Raw genomic sequence first — 14,559 nt, forward strand, 5'->3', positions numbered from 1 at the left:
GTTTTGCGCATGGTCCGTTCCATCGGGGACTACGCTAGCCGATGCTGCGGATGAATTGCTTTAGGCGTTCCGACTTCGGCGCGCCGAAAATCTGTTCGGGCGGCCCCTCCTCCTCGACCTGCCCGTTGAAGAGATAGATCACATGCGTCGCCACCTCGCGGGCGAACTTCATCTCGTGGGTGACCAGCACCATGGTACGGCCCTCGCGGGCGAGGTCGCCGATGACCTTGAGCACTTCGCCGACCAGCTCGGGATCGAGCGCCGAGGTCGGCTCGTCGAAAAGCATGACGCGCGGCTGCACAGCAAGCGCGCGCGCAATCGCCGCGCGTTGTTGCTGGCCGCCGGAGAGATAGGCCGGATAGACGTCGCGTTTCTCGGCGAGGCCGACACGGGCGAGCAGCCGCTCGGCTTCTGCAATGGCGTCCATGCGCTTGATGCCGAGCACATGCACCGGCACCTCGATGACGTTTTCCAGGAGCGTCATGTGGCTCCACAAATTGAAGCTCTGGAACACCATGCCGAGGCGCGAGCGGATGCGCTCGATCTGACGGCGGTCGGCGGGGATGCTGTCGCCAAAACCATTGGGCTTGAGGCGGATCTCCTCGCCATTGACCCGGATGATGCCGCTGGTCGGGTTTTCCAGGCAGTTGATGCAGCGCAGCAGCGTCGACTTGCCGGAGCCCGAGCCGCCGATGATCGCCACCACCTCGCCATCGCGGGCCGACAGCGACACGCCCTTCAGCACATGCAACTGGCCGAACTTCTTGTGCAGATTCTCGACATGGATGGCTTCGGCGGCGAGACCGCTGGTCGGGGCAGGGTGCTTGGCTGCATCGACCGCAACCATCAGCGATGGCCCCGGCGTATGAACGTTGTCACGTCAGCTGGCAATCGGCTGCTCATGGTCGCGTCGCGATGTTCCCCTGGGCGGGGAGAGTGGACCCTTCTGCCTTGCGGCGTCAACGGCGCCATTTCCCGCTTCTTATGCGGCCCATTACGGCACTTGCGACGTTGTTATGCAAGTGTATAAATATTGCGAAAAGCCGGCTTCGGCGATTTTTCTCAAGACGCGAAGGTGGACATGGCAGTCGCTGCGCGGAGAAAATTCCGCCGCGAAGGCGAGGAGCGCCGGCGGCAGGACCTGATCGAGGCGACGCTGGATTGCGTCGCCGAAAACGGCCTGCAGGGTGCCACCGTCAGGGCGATTGCTCTGCGCGCCGGCGTCACCGCAGGCCTGATCAGGCACTATTTCCCGGGCAAGGAAGAGCTGCTGCAGGCAGCCTATGCGACGATCATGGGACGCATGACCGAACTCGCCAAGACAGCGCTTGCGATCGTCGAGGAGGAACCGAGGCTGAGGCTCGCCGCCTTCGTCGGTGCCAGCCTGGTGCCGCCGGTCATCGACGCCAGGACATTCTCTTTGTGGGCGAGCTTCATCGGCCGGGCCGGCTCCGACCCGGCATTGGGCGTGGCGCACAGGGCTGGTTATCTCGGCTTCCGTGACGAGGTCGAGGCGCTGGTGGCCAAGGTGCTGGCCGATGTCGGCCGGAAGGCGAGCGAGGGCGAATTGCGCCGTCACGCCATCGCCATCAATGCGATCATCGATGGTTTGTGGGTGGAGGGTTGTCTCGCCGGCGACATGTTTGCCAGCGGCGAACTGGCGGAGATCGGCATCGGCTCGGTCGAGGCGATGCTGGGATTGAGCTTGCGACAGGGAGACGTGGCATGACGACGATCGGCGAAGCGCTCATCGGGCTTCTGGAGGCGCATGGCGTCGACACGGTGTTCGGCATTCCCGGTGTGCACACGATCGAACTCTATCGCGGGCTGGCGCGCTCAAGCATTCGCCACGTCACGCCGCGCCATGAGCAGGGTGCCGGTTTCATGGCCGACGGTTATGCCCGTGCTTCGGGCCGCCCGGGCGTCGCCTTTGTCATCACCGGCCCGGGCCTGACCAACACCATCACCGCCATGGCCCAGGCACGCGCCGATTCTGTGCCCATGCTGGTCATCTCTGGCGTCAACGCGCTTGGCTCGCTCGGCAAGGGGCTGGGCTTCCTGCATGAGCTGCCCGACCAGCGTGGCATGATGGAGAAGGTGGCGCTGTCGTCGCGGCGGGTGACCGAGGAGGCCGAACTGCCCGGTGCGATTGGCAAGGCCTTCGAGATCTTTGCGACGCGGCGCCCGGGGCCGGTGCATATCGAGATTCCGCTCGATGTCATGGCCTTGCCGGCGGACGGTTTGCGGCAGTTGCCGAAGCGTGGCGCCGCGCATGTTCCGGGCGAACGCGTCATCGCCGAGGCCAGGCCGCTGATCAGTGCCGCGAAACGGCCGCTGATCCTTGCCGGCGGCGGGGCGCGGCGGGCCGGAGCCGAAATTGCGGCCCTGGCGGCAAGGCTCGATGCGCCTGTTGTGACCACGGCCAATGGACGCGGGCTGATGCACGGGCACGAGCTCAACGTGCCGGCAAGCCCGAGCCTCAAGGCTGTGCGCGCGCTGATGGCCGACGCCGATCTTGTGATCGCCGTCGGCACCGAATTCGGCCCGACCGACTACGACATGTATGGCGACGGCGGCTTCGTGATGCCGGAGAAGCTGATCCGCATCGACATAGACGAGATGCAGCTGGGACGGCGCCCGGCACCGGTTTCGATCCGGGCCGATGCGGCGGCAGCGCTGGCGAGGATAGGGGACGATGTCGGCGACGCGCGCAAGGCCGATGGTGCGGCGCGCGCCCGGGCAGCGCGGGAAAGCGCCTGGACGGAGATCGGTCCGGCGATGCAGGCGCAGGTCAAGGCCGTTGAAGTGATCCGCGACGCCTTGCCGGGCGCGATGATCGTCGGCGATTCCACCCAGCCGGTCTATGCCGCCAATCTCTATTACGACCATGACCGGCCGGGCGGTTGGTTCAACGCCGCGACGGGCTATGGCGCACTCGGCTTCGGGCCGCCGGCGGCGATCGGCGCAGCCCTTGCCGTCCCCGATGCGCCAGTCGTCTGTCTCAGCGGCGATGGCGGATTCCAGTTCACTCTGCCGGAGCTGGGTGCTGCGCTCGATGCGGCAGCACCCGTCATCTTCGTCGTCTGGAACAACCGCGGTTATCGCGAGATCGAGACCTCGATGCTCGACGCTGGGGTCGAACCCGTTGGCGTGTCGCCGGTGCCGCCGGATTTCGTGCTGATCGCGCAGGCCTATGGGCTTGAGGCGGAGCGATTGCAGAGTGTCGACCTGCTGGGTGTGGCGCTCAAGAAGGCCCGCTCGACGGGAAAACCCTGTCTGATAGAAGTCACCGTAGAATAGGCTGCGTCGCGGCCCACTACGGGAGTTGATCATGACTAAGAATTTCGAAGGCCGGCATGTGGTGGTTACCGGCGCGACCGGTGCGCTGGGGGCAGCGGTTGCCAGGCACCTGCTGGCCGAGGGCGCCATCTGCCACTTGCCGATCAGCCGGGCCAAGGCTCCTGACGGGTTCGAGTTTGCCGGTCATGATCGCGTCCATGTCGCCACCAGCGTCGACTTGACCGACGCCAAAGCCGTGGATGCTTTCTACGACGCCATTCCGAGCCTGTGGGCTTCGCTCCATTCCGCCGGTGGCTTCGACATGGCCTCCATCGACAAGGTCGATCCGACCCAGTTCGACCAGATGATGGACATCAACGCCAAGACCGCCTTCCTGTGCTGCCGTGCGGCGGCGCGCGCAATGATTGCGGGCCAGGCTGGCGGGCGCATCGTCAACGTTTCGGCCCGCGCCGGCATCGAGCCGCGCAAGGGCGGCGGCATGGCCGCTTATGCGGTGAGCAAGGCAGCTGTTGCGGCGCTGACCCTGGCGCTGGCCGAGGAGTTGAAGGGCGCCGACATCCTGGTCAACGCCGTGGCGCCGTCGACGCTCGACACCAAGGCCAATCGCGATGCGATGCCCAAGGCGGATTTCGCCAAATGGGTCAGCCTCGAAGCGGCTGCTGTTACGATCGCGCAGCTGGCATCGCCGGCCAATCAGGTCACCAGCGGCACGGTGGCAGAGATCTACGGCCGCGCGTAGGCACAATCGCCTGCGACGAAGTCGGGCCGCGAGCAGAATGGTGGCCGCGCCTACTGTGTCAGCAGGCCGCCATTGGGTACGCCAAGCAGTTTGGCCGGCAGGTAGATGACCAGCGAGGCAGCGCCCTTGATGACCTGGCCGCCGTCGGCCAGGATCGTCTCGGCCGGCGCGCCCTCGCCCCTGTCGGTGACGTCGTTCATCAGTCCGCCCGAGGTCGTCAACGCCATCAGCGTCGGCGAACTGGCGAAGACGCCATGGCTGCCGCCGTCGAGGTTGGAGGTGTCGAGCACGGTTATGTTCTCGGCCTGGAGGGCTGCGACGTCGGCGCCGCTGCCGACGCGTGGATGGCCGCCAGTTAGCCCGCCCGACAGGTTGAGCGCCTTGTCGCGCTTCGAAACCAGGATCATGAACGGGTCGGGCAGGTCGTCAATATCGCGCAGCTGGCTCTGGAAGACGTCGATGTCGATATCGGGTGCCGCAAGCACCAGGCCGTTGATGCGGTTGATGTATTTGCCGCGGCCGCTCAGCGACAGGCTGCGCAGCGCCTCCATCACCACATAGCTGCCCATCGAGTGGCCGACGAGCACGATGCGCTTGGCCTTGGTGCGGGCGGCGATCTCGATGGTGTCGGCAAGGCCGTCGCGGCTGTATGCGGCGCTGTCGCGGTCGTAGACATAGAGCGGCAGCGACCCGGCCGACGGCCAGGCGTAATGCAACGCCACCGCCTTGACCTTGTAGTCGTGGACGATCTGGGTGTTGCGGAAGATGCTGTCGGCGAAGTTGTTGTTGTAGCCGTGCACGAAGATGAAGATCTCGCGCTCGGCCTCGGGACGTCGCATCAGGTCGGCGTCGAGGGCGGCGACGAACTGCGTCTTGTCGTCATAGGGCTGGAAGGTGCGGGCGATGAAATTGCGTTCCGGGCTCGGCGTGCGGCTCGTGCTTTCGACCTCGCCGGCGACATGGGTCCTTGGGATGCCGATCTCGAACTTTGCGAAGTTGAGCTGCTTGGCGCGTTCCGCCGAATAGGGCAACGACAGGTCATTCGAGCGGGCGCGCATTGTCGAGACATAGATCTGGACGACGGAAGCGGATTCGCCCTGCTTGCCGTCATTGAGCCCAAGCACGGCCCGGCCGCCGCAGCCTGAGAGGACCAGCAACACGAAAAAGACGGTCAGAAAACGCAAACTGGGCATGGGCAGGCTCTGAACGCGGGCGGCAAGTCTGCGATTAATGCGCAGCAATTCCCTGTCGCGGCAACCTTGGACAAGCCGATCATGCCCGGCCGGGAAGCATTCGGATGAGCCGTGAAGCATTCCGGCATCACTTCTGGCCGGCGACGACAATCAGACAAGAAAAACCCCACCGGATCGCTCCGGCGGGGTCATTCAGTTCACGACAATGAGCTGTTGGCTCAGTTGTTGCGGTTCTTCAGGGCTGCGCCGAGGATGTCGCCGAGCGAAGCGCCGGAGTCGGTCGAGCCGTACTGAGCGACTGCTTCCTTCTCTTCGGCGATTTCCAGCGCCTTGATCGAGACCTGCAGCTTGCGGGTCTTCTTGTCGAAAGCGATGACGCGGGCGTCAACCTTCTGGCCGACGACGAAGCGCTCAGGGCGCTGCTCGTCACGGTCGCGCGACAGGTCGGCGCGCTTGATGAAGGTCTCGATGCCGCTCTCGACAAGACGGACTTCGAGGCCACCATCCTTGATCGCGATCACTTCGCAGGTGACGACGGCGTTCTTGCGCAGTTCGCCAGAGGTCGAAGCTTCACCGACGGCGTCCTTGCCGAGCTGCTTGATGCCGAGCGAGATGCGCTCCTTCTCGATGTCGACGTCGAGAACCTGAGCCTTGACCATGTCGCCACGGTTGTACTCTTCGATGACCTGCTCGCCCGGACGGTTCCAGTCGAGGTCGGACAGGTGCACCATGCCGTCGACGTCGCCGTCGAGACCGATGAACAGGCCGAATTCGGTCTTGTTCTTGACTTCGCCTTCGACTTCGGTGCCGACCGGGTGGTTACGGGCGAAAGCTTCCCACGGATTCTCGAGCGTCTGCTTGAGGCCGAGCGAGATGCGGCGCTTGGCCGGATCCACTTCGAGCACGACCACGTCGACCTGCTGGGTGGTCGACAGGATCTTGCCGGGGTGCACGTTCTTCTTGGTCCACGACATTTCCGAAACGTGGATGAGGCCTTCGATGCCCGGCTCGAGCTCGACGAACGCACCGTAGTCGGTGATGTTCGTGACGGTGCCGGTGATCTTTTTGCCGATCGGGAACTTGGTGCCGATGTCCGACCACGGATCCGACTCGAGCTGCTTCATGCCGAGCGAGATGCGGTGGGTTTCCTGGTTGATGCGGATGATCTGCACCTTGACCGTCTGACCGATGTTGAGGATTTCGGTCGGATGGTTGACGCGGCGCCAGGCCATGTCGGTGACGTGCAGCAGGCCGTCGATGCCGCCGAGGTCAACGAACGCACCGTAGTCGGTGATGTTCTTGACCACGCCCTCGACAACCTGACCCTCTTCGAGGTTCTGGACGATCTCGGAGCGCTGCTCTGCACGGCTCTCTTCGAGAACAGTGCGGCGCGACACGACGATGTTGCCACGACGGCGATCCATCTTGAGGATCTCGAAGGGCTGCGGGTTGTGCATGAGCGGGGTGACGTCGCGGATCGGACGGATGTCGACCTGCGAACGCGGCAGGAAGGCAACGGCGCCGTCCAGATCGACGGTGAAGCCGCCCTTGACCTGGTTGAAGATGACGCCTTCGACGCGCTCACCCTTGGTGAACTTCTCTTCGAGCTTGACCCAGCTCTCTTCGCGGCGAGCCTTGTCGCGCGACAGCATGGCTTCGCCAAGCGCGTTTTCGATGCGCTCGACATAAACCTCGACGGTGTCGCCGACCTTGAGCGAGCCGTCCTTGGCCTTGGCGCCGAATTCCTTCAGCGGAACGCGACCTTCGACCTTCAGGCCGACGTCGATGATGGCCATGTCTTTTTCGATGGCCGTGACGATGCCCTTGACGACCTGGCCTTCGCCCGAATGACCGTCCGAGAAGGACTCTTCGAGCAGGCTCGCGAAATCGTCGCGGGAGGGATTAGCTTGTGACATTGGATCTCCTGGTGCGTCCCGTCTAGCGGGAGCGGCGCCGTGGGTTAGCGTTGCGTTGACCTGCCAACATTCCGGGCCAAAGGCCCTTGGCCGCCTGAAGCGGCAAATCGGCGCAAGAAAAATGCGGACAGGTCGGTTAAGTGGCGAAATCCGAGGATTTCAGCCTGTTCTCAGCTGCCGAGGACCCGATCAACGATATCCCTGGCTGCGGAAAACGCGGCTTCTATATCCATTTCCGACGTATCGAGCAAGTGCGCGTCGTCGGCAGGCCTGAGCGGAGAGTCGTCGCGGCCGGTGTCGCGCTCGTCGCGACGGACAATATCGGCGAGAATGCCTGCGAAATCGGCGACACCACCATTGGCCTCGATCTCGGCGAGCCGGCGCTGGGCGCGGACCTCGGCGCTGGCGGTGACATAGAGCTTCACTTCGGCGTCGGGGCAGACCACTGTGCCGATGTCGCGGCCGTCGAGCACGGCACCTTGCGGCGCGCGTGCGAAGTCACGCTGCTTGTCGACAAGAATCTTGCGCACCTCGGGGATGACCGCGACCTTCGACGCCGCGTCGCCGACGGCATGCGCCGACAGCACCTTGCGGTCGAGATGGCCGAGATCGACCAGCCTTGCCGCCTCGATGGCATGCGCCACGTCGTTGAGCGGCCAGCCCTTCTCAAGCAGCATGTGGGCGACGGCGCGATAGGTCAGCCCGGTGTCGAGCAGCGCCAGGTGGTAGTAGTCGGCGAGCCGGCGGGCGAGCGTACCTTTGCCGGCGCCGGCCGGACCGTCGATGGCGATGGTGATGGAAGCAGGCATGTCCTGGCCCGAACTCCTGGTCAGACGCCGCGCATCAGGCCGCCATCGACCTTCAGGCTCTGCCCAGTGATGTAGGCGGCACCCTCGGAGGCGAGGAAAGCGATTGTCGCGGCGATCTCGGCCGAGGTGCCGTAGCGCTGCATCGGCACGCCGTCGCGGCGCTCGTCGGTCTGCGGCAAGCTGTCGATCCAGCCCGGCAGCACATTGTTCATGCGGACATTGTGCTGGGCGTACTGGTCGGCGAAGAGCTTGGTGTAGGCGGCGAGGCCGGCGCGCGCCACGGCCGATGTCGGGAACATCGCCGCCGGTTCGCCGACCCAGGCGGTCGAAATGTTGACGATGGCGCCGCCCTTCTGGGCGACCATGATGGGCGCCACCAGCCGCGTCGCGCGCACGACGTTCAAGAAATAGACGTCGATGCCGGTGTGCCACTGCTCGTCGGTGATCTCGAGCAGCGGCGCGCGCGGCCCATGTCCGGCGCCGTTGACCAGGGCGTCGATGCGGCCCCACTTTTCCATCGTCAGGTCGACGAAGCGCTTGAGGTCGTCGTTCGACTGGTTGGACCCGGTGAAGCCGAGCCCGCCGAGGTCCTTGGCCAGCGCCTCGCCCTTGCCCGATGAGGACAGGATGGCGACGGCATAGCCGTCGGCTGCCAGCTTGCGCGCCGCCGCAGCACCCATGCCGCTGCCGCCGCCGACGATCATCGCTACTTTGTTGGTCATTGTCTGCCGTCCTTCAGCCCGTTTGATGTTTCGCTTCGGCGTCGCCGCAGCCAATCTCTTGCATGAAGATAAAGAAGTGGCCCGAAGATCACCAAGCTCAAAATGGCGAGCAGGGGATGCATCGGGCCCAATTTTCCAAGTGTAAAGCCTCCCAAGCTCTTCGCGAGATATGTTACGCCGGCCAGCACAAGCAATGCCAGATAGAGCAGCACGCCGAGCCTATGGCGATGGCCAAGCTTGTCGAGCAAATCGGAATGTACCGTCGCCATGGAGGGGAACAATAACTCTCGCGAACTTGGGCGTGCCTGCGCAAGAACCTGCCGCCTTTGTCGGCTGCAATATGAGCTAACGGCGAGATTGATGCCGACATATGCCGCTATCGCAATGGCCGGTACGATGCGTGTCAGGGCATCGCTCAGCCAAGCCACGACCGTGGCTGCGGCCGGCAAGATAGTCAGAATGGCCATCGCCCATTCAGACTTCTTGAGGGATTTCAGGCGCGCAAGTTGTTCCTCGCTGACCGTGTAGGTCTGCGACCAACGGCTTTCTCGATACTGTATCGCGCCGTCGGCAAGTCTTCTCCAGTGCGGGCCGCTCTCAGGCTCCGGCATCGATCTCCGCCCCGAGATCGGCCATCAGGCCCATGAATTCCGGGAAGCTGGTTGCGATCATCGCCTGGTCGTCGATGGTGACGGGCTTTTCGGCAGCCAGGCCCATGACCAGGAAGCTCATGGCGATACGGTGGTCGAGATGGGTCTTGACGGTACCGCCGCCGAGGCCCTTGCCGCCGGGCACGCCACGCACCGACAGCGTGGTCTCGCCTTCGCTGCAGTCGGCGCCATTGGCTTCGAGGCCGCGGGCAACGGCGGCCAGACGGTCGGATTCCTTGACGCGCAGCTCTTCCAGCCCCTGCATCAGCGTTTCGCCCTCGGCGAAGCAGGCGGCGACGGCGAGGACCGGGTATTCGTCGATCATCGACGGCGCGCGTTCGGCCGGGACCTTGACGCCCTTGAGCTCGGAGCCGCGGACGCGCAAATCGGCGACGTCCTCGCCGCCGGCATTGCGGCGGTTGAGGATCTCGATCGACCCGCCCATCTCGATCAGCGTGGTGATCAGGCCGGTGCGGGTCGGGTTCATCAGCACGTTTTCGATGGTGATGTCGGAGCCCGGCACGATCAGCGCCGCGACCAGCGGGAAACCTGCCGAAGACGGGTCGCCCGGCACTGCGATGATCTGGCCTGTGAGCTTGCCCTGGCCTTCGATGAAGATGTGGCGGACGCCCTGCTCGTCGGTCTGGACTTCGATGTTGGCGCCGAAGCCCTTGAGCATCTTTTCGGTGTGGTCGCGGGTCATCACCGGCTCGATGACGGTGGTGATGCCGGGCGTGTTGAGGCCGGCGAGCAGCACGGCCGACTTGACCTGGGCCGAGGCCATCGGCACCCGATAGCTGATCGGCGCTGCCTGCCGCGGGCCGCGCAGCGTCAGCGGCATGCGGTCGCCGGGCGAAGCGTTCAGCACCTGGACGCCCATCTGGCGCAACGGATCGAGCACGCGGCCCATCGGCCGGCCCGACAGCGAGGCATCGCCAATGAAGGTGGTTTCCATGTCATAGGTGCCGACGAGGCCCATGGTCAGGCGCGAGCCGGTGCCGGCATTGCCGAAGTCGAGCGGCGCCTCGGCCTGCAGGAGCGCGCCGTTGCCGGTGCCCTTGATGACCCATTCGTCGCCATGCTTCTCGATATGGGCGCCCATTGCCTTCATCGCGTCGCCGGTGCGCATCACGTCCTCGCCCTCGAGCAGGCCGGTGATGCGGGTTTCGCCGGAAGCCAGGCCGCCAAACATGAAGGAGCGGTGCGAAATCGACTTGTCGCCAGGAACGCGGGCGGTTCCAGACAGGGATTTCGACTTCCGGGCGATGGCCGGCTGCGGCACAGCTTGATGCGACATGGTGGTTCCTCGTGCGGGACGCCCCGCGAAACCGGGCTTTCCCAATGATTGCGGCGGTGTCGTAGCATCGATTGCCGCAACGGTCATCCCCCATCGCCCCTGCCGGGGGATTTGGCTTTGACAGCGCCCCAAACTGCGGCTAAGGGGTCCAAAAAGCGACAAGACGAGGCCTGACGTGGCAAAACCCGAACTTGGCACCAAACGTGTCGACCCGGAAACGGGACGTAAATTCTATGATCTGAACAAGGACCCGATCGTCTCGCCCTACACCGGCAAGGCCTATCCGCGCTCCTACTTCGACGATGGCAAGATCGCCGCCATCATGGAAGAGGAAGAGGAAGCCGACGCCAAGGAGCTCGACGCCGAGGATGAAGGCGCAGAGGTCGTGTCCCTGGAGGACGCCGACGACGAGGCCAAGGGCGGCGACGACCTGCCGGATCTGGACGACGATGATGTCGACCTGGGCGACGATGACGACGACACGTTCCTCGCCGACGAGGAAGAGGAAGACGACGACGTCTCCGACATGATCGGCGTCGGCGACGACGACGACGAGATCTGACACGGCTTTTCGGGAAACCGAAAAAAGGTTTCGATCAAGGCTTGCCAATGGTCGAATGCGGCGCTAGAAGCCGCCCAACAACACCGGCGCGGACGACAAATTCGCGCCGACCTTCGCCGGAAACGGCGCCCGGCCAAGGCCGGTGTGGGGCCATAGCTCAGCTGGGAGAGCGCCTGCATGGCATGCAGGAGGTCAGCGGTTCGATCCCGCTTGGCTCCACCAAATTTCTTCACCAAGTCAGCACGTCAGAGACAGTGGCCAGCAGGCCGCTACGTTGTCCTGACCAAGCAGTTTTCCTTCGTCACATCACGAGTTAGTCCGCATCCGCTCGGTTTGTCGGCGCAGCCATTTCATCCGGATTGAGCGTGCCGGCCAGTTGGGTAGCGCGTCCGCCGTGCATGGACCGCAGCCGGCCATCCGGGCGCCGTCGAGCGCGACCAGCGCCCGATTCGCTGCCTTAGGCGCGGTGCTCAACGCCGGGACGGAAACACCTGCTCCGCCGTCGGTCGGCCAAAACCGTCACTCATCAACTGGATGAGTAGAGATCCTGACGTTCGGCCGCCGGTGACGCTGACCATCTGTCCAGTCGAATCGATGACCGTGCCGGCATGCGCCAGCGTGGTGAGTGCAGCGAGCAGCAGGCAAAGCAGGGCCGCGCGAGCAATGGCGCGCGACCGGAGCAAGGTCTGCGCGTCTGCCAGTAAGCTGAAGGGCTCTACACGGTCCATGTCGTCGGTCCTGTCCTGAGGCTGCGGCAACGATTTAACTTGACTATCATATTCAAGTTTAAATATTCAAGCCCATGACGCGGACAGTACCCGTCGAGCCAGCTCGGTGCGGCCCCGCACATTCAGCCAGCAATTTGCCAGGTGGACGACCTGGGGGTGGAAGCGACACGAACCGGAAGCGAACTGACATGACCGACCTTCAATCCCGCGCCCAACTGCAGCTGCAACTTTCGCCCGATCAACTGTAGAAGATCCGCGATCGGCTGGAGAGCTTTGACGCGAGCGCAAGCGCAGAGGGCGATGCCGTCAATTTCCGCTTCCTCTTTGGCGAAGCCTCGTTGGTGATGCCCAAGGGAGCGCTGATCATGCGGGCCAGGTCATCGCATCCCGACGGCCTGGCCCGGCTCAAGGATTTGATGGCGACGTCGGTGGAGTTCTACGCCAGAGAGAGCCAGCCGCAGATCGTTTGGCAGGGCGACCTATCGGGCCAAGGCGAGCTGGAGCAGTTCCGCCTGGCGACCGTCGTCAACGTGATCGACCTGACGCCGCATATGAAGCGCATCCGGCTCAAGGCGCCCAATCTCGAACGCTTCGCCTCGTTTGGCGGTCTGCACATCCGCATGCTGTTTCCGACGGCCAGTGTGCCGAATCCGGTCTGGCCGGTGCGTGGCAACAACGGCCTTGTGTCTTGGCCCGACGAAAACAGGCGCCCACCATCGCGGGTCTACACCATCCGCCGGCTGGAAGTGGCCGGCGGGCATTTCGACGTCGATTTCTTGATCCACGAAGGCGAGAGCGTCGGTTCCAACTGGGCATCGGCAGCGCGCGAGGGTGACAAGGTCGGCATTTTGGGGCCGGTCGGGCGTCCGCTCAGGCCGGCCGACTGGTTTGTCATGGGTGCCGACGAAACCGGCCTGCCGGCGGTCGGGCGGATGCTGGAGAGCCTGCCGGCAACGACGCGCGGCATCGCCTTCATCGAAGTCGCTGACGAGGGCGAACGCCAGCAGATCGACAATCTGACCGCGGTCGAGGTGAAGTGGCTGTACCGCAACGGTGTAACAGGCGGCGAGAGCACCGCCCTCGCCGATGCGGTCATGTCGGTTGCCTGGCCGGAGCAGGTAACAGGCTTCGGCTGGTTTGCGGCGGAAGCCGCAGCGGCAAAACGGGTGCGCGACCACTGGCGCAGCGATCTGTCGCTGGGCCGAGACCAGACGATCGCCTCGGCCTACTGGACGCGAGGCGACGCCGGCTGATCCCCGGGGATCATTCCATGTGAAAGCGCATCGCGCTGACGCAGCCGTCCGCCTGCCGGTCGACGGTCCAGTGCATGTGATAGCGCCCGGTCGGCAGGCGGTAGCGCCGCTGGCCACGGCCGTCGTCGTCGACGAGTTCGAGCGGCGCCGGGCCGAGGTCGGATTCGCTCTCGACGATGACCTGTTCCAACCAGTGATCGTTCCATAGCTGCCAGGCTTCGTCGGTGAAGGCATCGCGCGGGGCCTGACGCGCGGCGATCATCCTGACCAGGCCGTCGTCAGCCTTGGTGCGGTCCGGCGTGGCGTCGGCGATCGGTTCGTATGGCGCCAGGGCGGCGTCGACGATGCCGGCAATCTGCTGTGCGATGCGTGCGACCTGGGCGTCGTCGACGTTGGCGAGCACAGCGACCGACAGATTCTGCGCCGGAAAGCGCGCGAGCTCGGTGCGGAAGCCGTACCAGGTGCCGCCATGCCTGATCTTGCGCTGGCCGCGCACGTCGGAATTCTGCCAGCCGAGCGCATAGCCGTTAATGGCAGGGCGGCCGTCGCGCATCAGCGCTGGCTCGAACATCTTGGCGACGATATCGGGGCGGAAGACCTGCGGCCGGTCTAGCTCGATGAACCAGCGCGCGATGTCTCGCGGCGAGAAGAACAGGCCGCCATCGCCGGTGCGCAGCAGCGTCGGCGCCGTCCAAAGCCGGTTGCGCAGCTCGCCATTTTCGCGGCTGTAGCCTGCCGAGCGGTTGGGCACAATGTCGGACCAGCTGGCGTCGCGGGCGCTCGCCATGCCAGCAGGCGCAAACAGCTGTTCGCGCAGCAGTGTGTAATAGGGCTTGCCGCTGACGCGGGCGACGATCAGCGATGCCACGATGTAGCTGGTGTTGGAGTAGCGGTAGCTTTCGCCGGGAGCGAAGGCCAGAGGCGACAGGCTGGCCAGTGCCAGCAGCTGCGCGTCGTTGTGGTCCTGCCAGAGATTGAGTGGCACGACGTTCCCTTCGATCGGCGCCGGCGCAAAGGCATCGCCGAAATTGCCGAGGCCACTCATCATCGTCAGCAGCTGGCGGATCGTCATCGCGGCCCAGCTCTCCGGCGTCTCGATCAGGTAGCGCCTGACCGGATCGTCGAGCTTGAGACGCCCCTGCTGAACCAGAAGCAGCACGGCGGCGGCGGTGAACATCTTGCCGGTCGAGCCCGAGTGGAAGATGCTGTCTGATGATGCGGGCACGTTGTGCTCGACATCGGCCAGGCCGTAGCCGCCGATATGCAGGACCTGCCCGTCGCGGACGATGGCCACGCCAAGCCCAGGGATCTTGCTGCGCTCCATCTCTGCATTCAGGTGGTCTTCCAGCGTGGTTGCGAGGTTGGTGGCTGATTTTTCCGTGCTGTGCAT

The 14,559-nt window shown here is 64.6% G+C and carries 14 protein-coding genes and 1 tRNA gene; 6 read left to right on the forward strand and 9 right to left on the reverse strand.

All coding sequences use genetic code 11. The annotated features are described in order from the left end of the window. Positions 1 to 34 precede the first annotated feature (34 nt). Positions 35 to 847, reverse strand: a complete 813-nt coding sequence (locus Amn_RS00605; RefSeq protein ID WP_154385245.1) for an ABC transporter ATP-binding protein — start codon at positions 845 to 847, stop codon at positions 35 to 37. A gap of 234 nt (positions 848 to 1,081) precedes the next feature. On the opposite strand from Amn_RS00605, the gene Amn_RS00610 reads away from it, so the two are divergent. From Amn_RS00610 to Amn_RS00620, 3 genes are read left to right on the forward strand one after another with little or no spacing between them, the layout of a single operon-like run. Then, entirely contained in the window at positions 1,082 to 1,729 is a 648-nt protein-coding gene (locus Amn_RS00610) for a TetR family transcriptional regulator C-terminal domain-containing protein (protein ID WP_192312686.1), read from the forward strand. Further along, positions 1,726 to 3,300, forward strand: a complete 1,575-nt coding sequence (locus Amn_RS00615; protein WP_286294247.1) for a 5-guanidino-2-oxopentanoate decarboxylase — start codon at positions 1,726 to 1,728, stop codon at positions 3,298 to 3,300. The genes Amn_RS00610 and Amn_RS00615 overlap by 4 nt, the downstream gene beginning before the upstream one ends. Before the next feature lie 31 nt (positions 3,301 to 3,331). Beyond that, on the forward strand, positions 3,332 to 4,039 hold the full coding sequence (locus tag Amn_RS00620) for an SDR family NAD(P)-dependent oxidoreductase (protein ID WP_286294248.1): 708 nt from the start codon (positions 3,332 to 3,334) through the stop codon (positions 4,037 to 4,039). A gap of 50 nt (positions 4,040 to 4,089) precedes the next feature. On the opposite strand, the gene Amn_RS00625 is transcribed toward Amn_RS00620, so the two are convergent. From Amn_RS00625 to aroA, 6 genes are all read right to left on the reverse strand, one after another. Further along, the gene (locus Amn_RS00625; protein WP_182574492.1) at positions 4,090 to 5,232 is read right to left on the reverse strand and encodes an alpha/beta hydrolase; all 1,143 of its coding nucleotides are present in this window, start codon (positions 5,230 to 5,232) and stop codon (positions 4,090 to 4,092) included. Positions 5,233 to 5,450: 218 nt separating this feature from the next. Continuing rightward, a complete protein-coding gene (gene rpsA / locus Amn_RS00630; RefSeq protein ID WP_067955598.1) occupies positions 5,451 to 7,148 on the reverse strand; it encodes a 30S ribosomal protein S1 in 1,698 nt (565 codons plus the stop codon). A 170-nt stretch (positions 7,149 to 7,318) separates the two neighbouring features. After that, on the reverse strand, positions 7,319 to 7,957 hold the full coding sequence (gene cmk, locus Amn_RS00635; RefSeq protein ID WP_286294249.1) for a (d)CMP kinase: 639 nt from the start codon (positions 7,955 to 7,957) through the stop codon (positions 7,319 to 7,321). Positions 7,958 to 7,977: 20 nt separating this feature from the next. Beyond that, positions 7,978 to 8,679, reverse strand: coding sequence for an SDR family oxidoreductase (locus Amn_RS00640; protein WP_286294250.1), 702 nt, complete (start codon positions 8,677 to 8,679; stop codon positions 7,978 to 7,980). Next, positions 8,676 to 9,290 carry a hypothetical protein gene (locus tag Amn_RS00645; RefSeq protein ID WP_286294251.1) on the reverse strand — a complete coding sequence of 205 codons (615 nt, stop codon included), beginning with the start codon at positions 9,288 to 9,290 and terminating at the stop codon, positions 8,676 to 8,678. Before Amn_RS00645 ends, Amn_RS00640 begins: the two co-directional genes overlap by 4 nt. Then, positions 9,277 to 10,626 (reverse strand): 3-phosphoshikimate 1-carboxyvinyltransferase, encoded by a 1,350-nt coding sequence (gene aroA, locus Amn_RS00650; protein ID WP_286294252.1) that lies wholly within the window; start codon positions 10,624 to 10,626, stop codon positions 9,277 to 9,279. Before aroA ends, Amn_RS00645 begins: the two co-directional genes overlap by 14 nt. Before the next feature lie 175 nt (positions 10,627 to 10,801). On the opposite strand from aroA, the gene Amn_RS00655 reads away from it, so the two are divergent. Next, positions 10,802 to 11,188: a TIGR02300 family protein gene (locus Amn_RS00655; protein WP_067955590.1), complete on the forward strand. Its 387-nt coding sequence runs from the start codon at positions 10,802 to 10,804 to the stop codon at positions 11,186 to 11,188. 146 nt (positions 11,189 to 11,334) lie between these two features. Beyond that, positions 11,335 to 11,410: transfer RNA gene (locus Amn_RS00660), tRNA-Ala, on the forward strand. 248 nt (positions 11,411 to 11,658) lie between these two features. On the opposite strand, the gene Amn_RS00665 is transcribed toward Amn_RS00660, so the two are convergent. Continuing rightward, the gene (locus Amn_RS00665) at positions 11,659 to 11,916 is read right to left on the reverse strand and encodes a hypothetical protein (protein WP_286294255.1); all 258 of its coding nucleotides are present in this window, start codon (positions 11,914 to 11,916) and stop codon (positions 11,659 to 11,661) included. 365 nt (positions 11,917 to 12,281) lie between these two features. Between Amn_RS00665 and Amn_RS00670 the strand changes: the two genes are divergently transcribed. Then, complete coding sequence (locus Amn_RS00670) at positions 12,282 to 13,169, forward strand: siderophore-interacting protein (protein ID WP_286294256.1); 888 nt, start codon at positions 12,282 to 12,284, stop codon at positions 13,167 to 13,169. A gap of 10 nt (positions 13,170 to 13,179) precedes the next feature. Here the strand turns inward: Amn_RS00670 and Amn_RS00675 are convergent, their stop codons facing one another. Continuing rightward, a complete protein-coding gene (locus tag Amn_RS00675; protein ID WP_286294257.1) occupies positions 13,180 to 14,559 on the reverse strand; it encodes a serine hydrolase domain-containing protein in 1,380 nt (459 codons plus the stop codon).

Source organism: Aminobacter sp. Y103A, assembly GCF_030294925.1.
Classification (GTDB): domain Bacteria; phylum Pseudomonadota; class Alphaproteobacteria; order Rhizobiales; family Rhizobiaceae; genus Aminobacter; species Aminobacter ciceronei.

Bases quoted from the DNA above. Each gene is read 5' to 3' on its own strand.
- Amn_RS00605 (WP_154385245.1), bottom strand. From the start codon at position 847: ATGGTTGCGGTCGATGCAGCCAAGCACCCTGCCCCGACCAGCGGTCTC.
- Amn_RS00610 (WP_192312686.1), top strand. From the start codon at position 1,082: ATGGCAGTCGCTGCGCGGAGAAAATTCCGCCGCGAAGGCGAGGAGCGC.
- Amn_RS00615 (WP_286294247.1), top strand. From the start codon at position 1,726: ATGACGACGATCGGCGAAGCGCTCATCGGGCTTCTGGAGGCGCATGGC.
- Amn_RS00620 (WP_286294248.1), top strand. From the start codon at position 3,332: ATGACTAAGAATTTCGAAGGCCGGCATGTGGTGGTTACCGGCGCGACC.
- Amn_RS00625 (WP_182574492.1), bottom strand. From the start codon at position 5,232: ATGCCCAGTTTGCGTTTTCTGACCGTCTTTTTCGTGTTGCTGGTCCTC.
- rpsA (WP_067955598.1), bottom strand. From the start codon at position 7,148: ATGTCACAAGCTAATCCCTCCCGCGACGATTTCGCGAGCCTGCTCGAA.
- cmk (WP_286294249.1), bottom strand. From the start codon at position 7,957: ATGCCTGCTTCCATCACCATCGCCATCGACGGTCCGGCCGGCGCCGGC.
- Amn_RS00640 (WP_286294250.1), bottom strand. From the start codon at position 8,679: ATGACCAACAAAGTAGCGATGATCGTCGGCGGCGGCAGCGGCATGGGT.
- Amn_RS00645 (WP_286294251.1), bottom strand. From the start codon at position 9,290: ATGCCGGAGCCTGAGAGCGGCCCGCACTGGAGAAGACTTGCCGACGGC.
- aroA (WP_286294252.1), bottom strand. From the start codon at position 10,626: ATGTCGCATCAAGCTGTGCCGCAGCCGGCCATCGCCCGGAAGTCGAAA.
- Amn_RS00665 (WP_286294255.1), bottom strand. From the start codon at position 11,916: ATGGACCGTGTAGAGCCCTTCAGCTTACTGGCAGACGCGCAGACCTTG.
- Amn_RS00670 (WP_286294256.1), top strand. From the start codon at position 12,282: ATGCGGGCCAGGTCATCGCATCCCGACGGCCTGGCCCGGCTCAAGGAT.
- Amn_RS00675 (WP_286294257.1), bottom strand. From the start codon at position 14,559: ATGCACAGCACGGAAAAATCAGCCACCAACCTCGCAACCACGCTGGAA.